This is a genomic window from Nonomuraea sp. NPDC046570 (genome assembly GCF_040645915.1).
Classification (GTDB): Bacteria; Actinomycetota; Actinomycetes; order Streptosporangiales; family Streptosporangiaceae; genus Nonomuraea.
Genome location: NZ_JBEYZF010000083.1, coordinates 1 through 9,176, shown reverse-complemented (window position 1 = coordinate 9,176; position 9,176 = coordinate 1). Strand labels below are relative to the sequence as shown.

At 67.6% G+C, this 9,176-nt stretch carries 11 protein-coding genes and 1 pseudogene; 5 read left to right on the top strand and 7 right to left on the bottom strand.

What is annotated here, in order from left to right; genetic code table 11:
• Positions 1-395: 395 nt before the first annotated feature.
• The 4 genes from ABZ911_RS42435 to ABZ911_RS42420 form a co-directional block, all read right to left on the bottom strand.
• Positions 396-1,067 (bottom strand): DNA alkylation repair protein, encoded by a 672-nt coding sequence (locus ABZ911_RS42435; protein WP_358070157.1) that lies wholly within the window; start codon positions 1,065-1,067, stop codon positions 396-398.
• Positions 1,068-1,708: 641 nt separating this feature from the next.
• On the bottom strand, positions 1,709-2,077 hold the full coding sequence (locus tag ABZ911_RS42430) for a hypothetical protein (RefSeq protein ID WP_358070154.1): 369 nt from the start codon (positions 2,075-2,077) through the stop codon (positions 1,709-1,711).
• A gap of 296 nt (positions 2,078-2,373) precedes the next feature.
• Positions 2,374-2,652: a hypothetical protein gene (locus ABZ911_RS42425; RefSeq protein ID WP_358070151.1), complete on the bottom strand. Its 279-nt coding sequence runs from the start codon at positions 2,650-2,652 to the stop codon at positions 2,374-2,376.
• Between the two features lie 381 nt (positions 2,653-3,033).
• Entirely contained in the window at positions 3,034-3,438 is a 405-nt protein-coding gene (locus ABZ911_RS42420) for a DUF4440 domain-containing protein (RefSeq protein WP_346117985.1), read from the bottom strand.
• Between the two features lie 368 nt (positions 3,439-3,806).
• On the opposite strand from ABZ911_RS42420, the gene ABZ911_RS42415 reads away from it, so the two are divergent.
• The 5 genes and pseudogenes from ABZ911_RS42415 to ABZ911_RS42395 all read left to right on the top strand — a co-directional run.
• The gene (locus ABZ911_RS42415; RefSeq protein WP_358070148.1) at positions 3,807-4,439 is read left to right on the top strand and encodes a dihydrofolate reductase family protein; all 633 of its coding nucleotides are present in this window, start codon (positions 3,807-3,809) and stop codon (positions 4,437-4,439) included.
• 614 nt (positions 4,440-5,053) lie between these two features.
• Positions 5,054-5,323 carry a hypothetical protein gene (locus ABZ911_RS42410; protein ID WP_358070145.1) on the top strand — a complete coding sequence of 90 codons (270 nt, stop codon included), beginning with the start codon at positions 5,054-5,056 and terminating at the stop codon, positions 5,321-5,323.
• Between the two features lie 268 nt (positions 5,324-5,591).
• Positions 5,592-6,035 (top strand): hypothetical protein, encoded by a 444-nt coding sequence (locus ABZ911_RS42405; protein WP_358070143.1) that lies wholly within the window; start codon positions 5,592-5,594, stop codon positions 6,033-6,035.
• 105 nt (positions 6,036-6,140) lie between these two features.
• On the top strand, positions 6,141-6,284 hold the full coding sequence (locus ABZ911_RS42400; RefSeq protein ID WP_358070140.1) for a hypothetical protein: 144 nt from the start codon (positions 6,141-6,143) through the stop codon (positions 6,282-6,284).
• A gap of 119 nt (positions 6,285-6,403) precedes the next feature.
• Positions 6,404-6,538, top strand: a pseudogene (locus tag ABZ911_RS42395) (hypothetical protein); the annotation flags it as partial.
• 222 nt (positions 6,539-6,760) lie between these two features.
• On the opposite strand, the gene ABZ911_RS42390 reads toward ABZ911_RS42395, so the two are convergent.
• From ABZ911_RS42390 to ABZ911_RS42380, 3 genes are all read right to left on the bottom strand, one after another.
• Positions 6,761-7,519 carry a MerR family transcriptional regulator gene (locus ABZ911_RS42390; protein WP_358070137.1) on the bottom strand — a complete coding sequence of 253 codons (759 nt, stop codon included), beginning with the start codon at positions 7,517-7,519 and terminating at the stop codon, positions 6,761-6,763.
• Between the two features lie 10 nt (positions 7,520-7,529).
• Complete coding sequence (locus ABZ911_RS42385; protein ID WP_358070134.1) at positions 7,530-8,414, bottom strand: DUF2268 domain-containing putative Zn-dependent protease; 885 nt, start codon at positions 8,412-8,414, stop codon at positions 7,530-7,532.
• Between the two features lie 227 nt (positions 8,415-8,641).
• On the bottom strand, positions 8,642-8,971 hold the full coding sequence (locus ABZ911_RS42380) for a hypothetical protein (protein WP_358070131.1): 330 nt from the start codon (positions 8,969-8,971) through the stop codon (positions 8,642-8,644).
• Positions 8,972-9,176 lie beyond the last annotated feature (205 nt).

The window sequence follows — 9,176 nt, the reverse complement described above, 5'->3', positions numbered from 1 at the left end:
CGTCATCGTCACAGTCTGCTACACCAGTCTCGCCCTGCTCATCCCACACTGGGAACTTTCATACCGCGTGTCCCATGTGAGCCTGACACAGAGGGCGTCGTCGATGTACTGGCCCCCGCCTTCTCCGACTTGCGCGAGCCGCGCATCGCCGACATGGTCATCACGTCGATCGAACCTCGCCCGTGCTGAACCCAAGACAAGTTTCGCCGCCAGCTCACCCATCCGAAGCTGGAGCAGTTACCCGGCCAAGGTTGCGTGACGGGCCACAAGTTCGCTTGACAACCCCAGATAACGATCGCTTCGTCGCTATCGCCGCCGCTCTCATCTCCTACCGCCAACTCACGAATGAGACCACGTCTGAGGGAGTAGCGGCACGAGCGTGAGCGCGAACCTTCCTACTTATCGTGCTGTCGGCGCACCATCTCGGTGATCCAGATGGGCGCGAACGGAGACGTGCAGCCCGGGGAAGTCGGGTAGTCCTTGAGCACCTCCAGGCGCTCACCGATGTCGATTGCACGGGCGCGGTGCTCGGCGTGCTCGATCCCGATCTGCGCCAGGCAGTGGTTCATCGCCCACTGCAGGCGATCCGGGACGTCTTTCATCTCCGCCTCGATGACATCGAGCAGTCCTGCGAGGTCGAGGCCCTCGGGCTTCTTCGTCACGCGGCCGGTTGTCAGCGCCCAGCCGGCACTCGCAACCACTGGATCCGAACCGGCGGACCAGGCCAGGCGCAGCTCTTCGGAGTGCGGGTTCTTCTTCACCACGTAGTTCACGAGCCAGTCGTGCACCTTGGATGTGCGCGCCTCGCGCAACATGACGTCCAACTCGTCACGCTCGAACGCCTTCGGGCGGCAGATCAGGATCGCCAGCAGTCTCGCCGCGGTGTCATCCGTCTCCCAGAGCTGACACGCGAGTTCCTGCTGCGTCTTCAGCCGCTTCGCGAGCGCGCGCAGCTTGCTGAGGTTCACACCGTGATCGTCACCGTGTTTCTCGTTCACCTCGCGTATCTTCGGGTCCTCAAACTCGGCCAGCTCGGCCATCACCTCGGCCAGCGTCGTCTCGGCCACCTCAGCCTCCTGTCCATCACGTGTGAGATTCAGCCTAGGATGGAAGTCGGCCTCCCGTCGTACACGCCGGTTCGGCGACAGCAAATCCCGCGTCTTCACGAACACAGCGGACGCATCCTGCCGCTCTCCGCGGGCGAGCCCGACCAGCTCGTGCCCTGCAGACCTTCACCGCCGCCGCAGACCCTTCAGGCGATGATGCCCCGCCACCCTGGTCGGGCACTACACGCCCGAGGAGGTCGCGGCGTTGCTCGACTACCACTTGGCGCAGCTCCGCACGGGGTGATGGACGTCCGACGGTTCTGCGGCTTCCGGGAGCGCTCGGTGCTGGATGCCAAGAAGGCGATAGCGTGATTGGTGGGCAGGTGCAACCTGGCGCCGTCATTGAGTGGAGTCGCCGGCGGGCCGGTGCTGCTGCTGATCGCCGCCCCTCAGCCATGCCACCCAGCCCCGGCGCGCAGCCGAGTAGGCGCGGTGCGGGGGTTGACCTGCAACAGAACCGGCTTAGCGCACGATTCCCATGGCACATCTATCTGACCGTCCCGCCGGGCTACACCGCTGAATATGAAGCGCCGCCGGACCCTCGTGATGGGGCCGGCGGCGTGCGGCCTTAGCGGTCGGAGATCAGGTCAGGAACTGAAGGCTCATGACCACGTGCACGGGCCGGGGCGGGCCGAGAGGACGTCGAAGCCGAAGCTCTCGACGGTCTCCCGCGGCGCGACTTCGCGGCGGTCGCCGTGGAAGCCGGGCGCCGAAAAGAAGCACCAGACCTCGGGGGTCTGGTTCACCGCCTGGACGACGGGCGGGACGATGTAGGGCTCGCCCTTGAAGATGATCCTGAGCGCGCCCTCTGCGGTGTGGGCGCAGATCCCGGGAATTCTGGGGCAGGGCAGCGGGGCTGCGGCCTGGGCGGCGGCTGTGGTGGGGGCCGTGGCGGAGGCGGGCAGGGCCAGGCCGGCGGCGGCCGTGACCGTGGCCAGCAGTACTGCGGCTCTGCGGAGAAGGGTCGTCATGGGGGACTCCTTTGCCGTGCGGGAATGTCTGCTGTGGCGGACACCCCACTCAACAACATTATGTAGCTAGACGACAACACAGAGTAACGAAAGCCTGGCGTTCGCGCCCCGTCTGTGCCCTCAGCCGTTCGAGGGAGATCAGAGGTCCTCCCAGCCCTTCCGAACCGGGGGTCGAAGTGCAGCGGCACGGAAACGTACGCTAAGCCTGTTCGCGCAGGTCACCTATGACGGTTGAACGCGGGATCTGGAGAGGCGTGGGCCAACCCCATCGCACTGCCGGATGCGCGCGCCTGGGATCAGGTGTGTGCCCTCTGGGCGAGTTCGATGGCCGCGGTCAGCAACGTCTGGGTATCCAGCGGGTCTGCCGGGTCGTCCAGGCGATCGAGCAGCGCGATGAACTCTTCGGCGCTGAAGATGCCTTCCAGGACCACCATGGAGGCCGCCATCCGGTGCCTGTCTTTCGTGTTCGGCGCACGAACCGCCGCCGCCGCGTCGGCGAACTCCTGGGTGCGCGGCGCGGCTTGGACTCGGTAGCGCTGGCCGCCGATCTGGATCTCACCCGGCGTCGTGCCCATGGCCATACCTCTGATTCGGCAAGGGCGGGTTGCGTGCTCTTGGGGCCGCCCAACGCCGCGAGAGCCGCCGCCGCACGCGCGCTGGGCGGACATCGGCCCTTGGCAGCGACGACAAGGACCGCCGAAACGGGATGTCCGTCCATCGTGACGGCGCCCGCCCCCTCAAGCGATGCTCCATCGCCACAGATCGCCTACCCGCTCCGATCAAGAGCGAAATACCGCCAACGGTAAAGAGTGCGCCCATGAGCGCAGAGCGGACTGAGCCGCTCGGTGAGCTCAGCGGCGGTGAGGGGGCAGTGCCCGATCACCGCCGCGTTCGTGGCGGCCACCGACAGTGCGCCTCCGCCCGGAGGCGGAGGCGGTCTCGGTCCTAGGACCGGGTCATGCGGTGCCGTGAGGGTTGTCGATGACGTACCGCCATTGGCCGTCGGGGCCACGGCGGGCGACGTCGGTGGCGGTGCCGCTCAGGTCGACGGTGCTGCCGTCGCAGGCGGTGCCGCGCATCGACCAGTCCACGATGAGCAGGGCGATGTCGCCGGCGACGTACACGTGGCGGGGGCGGGCCTCGATGGGGAGCCCGAAGCTCTGCAGGTGCTGGTTGGCGGCCAGGCGCGCGGCGCCGGTGACGGGGTGTCCGGGGACCGGTACGAGCACGGCGTCGTCCTCGTAGACGTGGTCGACGGCCTGGGGGTCGCCGGAGTTCATGGCCGCGACGAATCGTGCGGCGGGGCTGTCGGGGTCGCCGGCGAGGATCACGTGCGGCTGCGAAGCGTCATGACTATTCATGACAAAATGATCATATCACGTATATCGGGCGCCCGGAGGCCCTGGACTGTCGTCCGGCTACTGCCCGGGTGCCAGTTACAGGCTTACTCCTGCCGGCCAGTTACTTTGCCCCTCGCCGTAGCTTCGGGAGCGCTGGGCCAAAATCTCCCAGAGTTCAGCCGAACTGAAGGTTCCTCAAACTGAACTGAGAGGCCTTCACCCGTCATGGATGGTTTCAGCCCTTGGGTTCGCCTGAATGCGCGGGGTCTTGTTCCTCACTGGGAAGGCACAGCATGAACCCGCAGCACGGACCGTGCCACGACCGATGAGATCGGTGCGTCCCGGTCCAACCGAACAACGACCAAACCAACGAGAAGGGAACCGCGACCATGAAACTGACGACCACCACGTTCGTCTCCGTCGACGGAGTGATGCAGGGGGTCGGCGGGCCGGACGAGGACCGCAGCGGCGGATTCGAGCGCGGCGGATGGATCGTACCGCACTTCGACAACGAGACCGCGACGTTCGTCAACCAGGTCTACCGGCGCGCCGACGCGTTCCTGTTCGGCCGGCGGACCTACGAGATCTTTGCCGGCTCCTGGGGAGCAATGGCAGATCCGGGCGGCAACCCCATCGCAGTGGCGTTGAACACGCTGCCCAAGTACGTGGCGTCGACCACTCTCACCGACCCGCGGTGGGCGAACACGAGCGTCCTCTCCAGTGAGGTCGCGGCCGCCGTCGGGGAGCTGAGAGCCAAGCCGGGAGGCGAGCTGCAGGTGCACGGCAGCCGCACCCTGATCCGGTGGCTGCTCGACAACGACCTTGTCGACGAGATCACCCTGTTCATCTTCCCCGTGGTCGTCGGCCAGGGCACGCGGCTGTTCCCCGACACCGGCCCGGACACAGCGCTCGAACTGGTCGAATCGCGGGCCACCCCCAGCGGGGTGACGATCCAGGTCTACCGGCCCACCGGGCGCCCGCAGTACGGAACGGCCACGGTCGACATGAAGCACGTGACATAGATACCTCATCGAGGGGGCCGGACGAGTTTGCGGTCAGTCGTGCTCGATCCACGCCAGCAGTTCGTGGCGTTCGCGCACGGACCGCTGCTGTACGGCGCGCAGGATGTCGTGGTCGACCAGGTTGAACGATCGTCCGCACATACTTCGTGAGAGCCGGGACGGGGACGATCAAGAGCCGGCTCCAGGGGCACCGCACCTTCTTCCGGACCCGCCGCCCAAACGGCACGGTCTGCGGCTCGTGGCAGTGACCACTCTCAGGGACCGCGCACCGCGCCGAACCCCGACACGCTCACGCTGAACGAGTACCTCGACGATGTGGCCGATCACCCGATCGGCCACATCGAACCCAGGCCACCACGCAGCCCGTGGACTCCCGCCTGACCTACACAAAAGTGATCACCGCAGGTCAGAGGTAATATCCGTTGGATTTTCGCGATTGCTACCCGAAACTCACGCTCGGGGCAGGGTTAGGCGCCGAACGGCACGGGCAGCCGCAGGCGTATGCCTTTCGCAGGTCTGCCTTCGCCGGCGAGCCGGACCCCGGCCCGCTCGCCCCCACCGACTCCCCCACTTCGGAACTCCTGTCAGCCTCGAACAAGCGAGGAGAAGCGTCCATGCATACCCGTACGTTCGTTGGCGCCGACATCACAGTCGGTTTCGCACTGACCATGCTGACCGGTCCGGTGGCCCAGGCCGCACCCGCCCCTGCCACCCCTGCGGCTGCTTCCGCTGCCGAGGCCGGCGACACCGCGGTGATGGTGGCCAGGACCAGCAGCATCAAGTGCGGCAAGGGCCTGGGCGGCAGCAGGAAGGTGAACTTCAGCTGGGCGAAGGGAAACGCCACCACCAAGATCTACTTCAACAACCAGCGCCCCCATGCGTGATCAGCGGCCCGGCACTCAGTCCGTACGACAAGGCGCGCCGGTGAGACGCGCGTCACGCGATCCAAAGCGAACAGCCCGCGCATGCGGAAGGGCGATGTGCTGCGGGTGCGGTGGCGATGGCGGCTATGGGGACCCGGCGGCCGTCGAGCACGACCGGGCCCAGGACATGCCCCCCCTTCTGACATGCGGTGAAACCGAACTGGAGTCCGGGTGAAGACGCTGTCGCGTTCCATCGGGACTTCAGCGAGCGGCAGAAAGGACAATCGACATGCACGCCTGGCGGAAACTGTCGAAGCTCGCGGCCGTGGCCACGCTGGCCGGAAGCCTCGCGCTCACCGGAACCTCGGCGGCGGCTGCCGGCGAGGTTCCGGCTCAGGAGAACGCCGCCGCGCGCACCTGCGGCACCGGCGTGTTCCTCGACGGCATCCGGGCCCTCACGGTCACCGAGAACGGCCGCGACGAGGTGTACATCAGGAGCGGCGGCACCACGAAGATCTGGCCGGTGACCGCGGACTACGTGTCGATGGCCCCAGGCCAGCGGGTCGAGGTCGACAAGTGCCTCGCCCTGCCCGCCGTACTCGCCCTCATGGAATACGACGACATCGGTCCCGACGACCGCATAGGCACCATCACCATCCGCCGGGACGCGACCTTGAACTACGAGTTCTGCTGCGACGGCGGCGGCAAGTACCGGATCGGGGCCGTGCGATAACCCGCCCCTCCCGCACGGCCTCCGGCCGACGCCGGCCGACGCCGGCCGACGTCGCCGTCGACACCAGCCGTCGACACCAGCCGTCGCTTCGCCACACATCTGGAGTTGCTCACCCACCAGCTCGGCGAGGCCGCCCAGGACACCGGCGACCGCGAGCGTCTGGCCGACACGCTGGAGGCGGTCGAGCTGTCGGTCGCCAAGGCGGCCGCAGCCATCAACCTGTCGCGAGGGAGAGCCCCCGATGAGTGAGGCGTCCCGATCGAGCCGAGATGGCCACGGCGAGTGCGACTGACCGCTCAGGCTGCACTCGTCGCGCTGATGGTGGTGCTCTCGCTCACAGACCTGTTGGCGTTGACACAATCGCCGTCATGACGATCATCCGCTCCCTGCTGTTGTTCGCCCTGGCCGCGCTTGCTGAGATCGGCGGGGCATGGCTGGTCTGGCAGGGCGTACGCGAGCAGCGCGGCCTGGCCTGGATCGGCGCCGGCGTGGTCGCGCTGGGCTCTGCGGCGTCAGGCCGGCGCGTTCCAGCGGGACCGCAACCCCACGCACACCCCCGGTCGGGAAACCCATCCCGCGGGGACCGCGAGCGGCCAGCCTCAACGAGCACCTCACCCTCGTCGCGGCTGGCCGGGGCGTCTTCCCGTCGGCGAGAACACCCCCCGGTTCTACCCCTGCAATGATCAGCAGCTCAAGATAATGACCATTTCTGCGAACCACACGAGCTACATCCGGGTCCGCGCGTACGCCTGCAGTGCGTCGCGGACGAACGTCGCCCCCGCGGCGTCGTCGTACATACCGGCGAAGCGGGGGTCGTCGACGTACATGTCCCCCAGGCCTTTCACCATCTCGATCGAGCGCTCCCGGTCGCCCTCGGCCGTGGGGGTACCCGGGATCTGGCTCAGCCACCGGACGTGCCGGGCAGCCAGTGACTGAGCGTGTTCCGATGTCGGACAAACCCCGGCCTTCGCTGCGGCCACCCATGCGGCGACGAGGTCTTCGGTGGCCTGCTTCCAGGCCCGCTGCTGGTCAAGGGTCTTGCCGTGCCACCAGTCGTTGCCCGCTTGGAACGCGCGCTCGCCCCAGCGTGAGACCACCTCGTCCTTGTAGAGGTCGTTGAACCCCGCCAGCATGACGTCCATCCGCGGTTCCGCCCCCGCCTGCAGGGCCTCGAGCGTGTGACGCACAGAGCGGATCTGCCGTTCGATGCGGCCCCGTTCCTCTTCCAGAGCAGCGATGTGGGCACGGAGCCCGTCGCACGTGTCCACATCGTCGGCCAGGACCTCGGCGATGGCCGGCAAGCCCATGCCGAGCCGGCGCATGAGCAGGATCCGCTGTAGCCGGGCGACCGCGGTGGGGTTGTAGTAGCGGTACCCGTTCGCGCCGACCCGGGACGGGGCCAAGAGCCCGAAGCGATCGTAGTGACGCAGGGTGCGACTGGTGATGTCAGCCCTCGCCGCGAGTTCCTGGATCGTCCACTCCATCGTTCCAGTGTTACCCGCGGCGGAGCGTGGTCGCGATGATCTCCGAGCTGTCGGCGTGCAGGGCCTGCGCCGCCGTCTGCCCGGTCGCCGCCAGGTAGGTGTCGACCAGCCGGTTGCCCGCGGCGTACCCGGCGCCCGTCGGCAATCCCACCGGGGCGACGCCGAGGTGCTCCGCGCCAGGGTCGCCGTGCACCCAGGCAGTGAAGTTCTCCATGCCGGTCACGTCGAGCCCGGTGAGTACCTTGGCGAAAACCTCGTCGTCGTGCAGGTGCGGCACGCCAACGCGGGCGGGGCCGAGCTCGTCGCCGTAGAGCTGGCGGGCAAAGGCGTCGGCCAGGCCCTCGCCGACGATGTGCTCGCCGACCGTGACGGTCATCGGGTCCCACACGACCCCGCCCGGGCTCCAACGCAGGTTGTGGTTGAGCTCGTGCACGGCGGTGGCCTCCAGCCGCTCCACGTTCTCGGGGAAGGGCCAGAACGTGATGGCGATGTGGCCCGAGATGCCGCCGAACCCGGTCAATCCTAGGCAGGGACCCATGAAGTGCTCGTCAGCCGGATCGCCGAGGACGAACAGCACAGTGATGTCCGGGGCCTCCAGCCCCGGCGTCGCCTCCAGCAGTATGGCGAGAGCGTCATCGAGCGCGCGCTGCATCCGCTCCCAGGCCCCGGCCGCCGCCAGGGTTTCGAGCGCGTCGAGGCAACGCTCCTCGTCGCGGTCGATGGGGAACCCGGACGATTGGACGTGTACGGCCACCAGGTCGACCTCGCCGGGGTTGTAGCGGTACATGCCCCTGTTGGCCTCCAGCATCGAACGCAGCAGGTCAACACGGTCCGCGACCGGGGCCAGCAGGATCCGCCGCATGGCGGAGTAGGTGTCAAGAACAGTGATGGACATGGCCCCGATGCTAGAAGTTGACGCAGCGTCAAGGTCAAACCAGCGGCGCTCTTCACCGAGGTATGGCCGGCATGCCGTAACCCCGCCCCGTCATGACCGGCGATTCGCCGCTGCGATGGACTCACGCAACTTGGCCCTCGGGGAGGAATGGAACGATCAGCGACGGTAGCGCGTGCAGGAGACTGCACACTCGTTGCGTCTGGCCGCGACTATGGGAGCGGCGCAGCTCAGCTGCGCTCGAAGGGATTGAATCCCCAAGGATCGTGGTGCGGCTCGCCGCGCTCGCGCAGCTCCATCTGGTAGGCCCGCCAGATGTCGGCCTCCGCCAGCGGCACCGGAGCGCGGTAGCGCAGCGCTCCGGACCGGGCCCGTTCGCGGTACCGGCGATTGAAGGCGGCATACGACAGGCCCGGCTCAGCCAGGCGGCGGCGCCGCTCAGCGCGCTGGTCTCCGATGATGGCGGCCTGGTCCAGGTCGGCCACCGCGCGGGCACGGGCCAATTCGTCGATGTCGTAGGCGATCCGGCGTACGGCCTTGGGGAACAATCGAACAGCCAATAGCGGTAGGGTCGGACGGCATGTCATCGTAGTGACGACAGATCTGTCATCACTTTGACGACATCCGGGAGCTGTGCCCTGGAACCTGCCTACGACCTCACCAGCCCTGACGACGCCCGGCGGTTCCTCGACGACGACCCCGCAGGCGGTGCGCGCTGGCGCCCACCCGGCAGCGAGCCCATCTACGCCGGACAGTTGGCCTCGC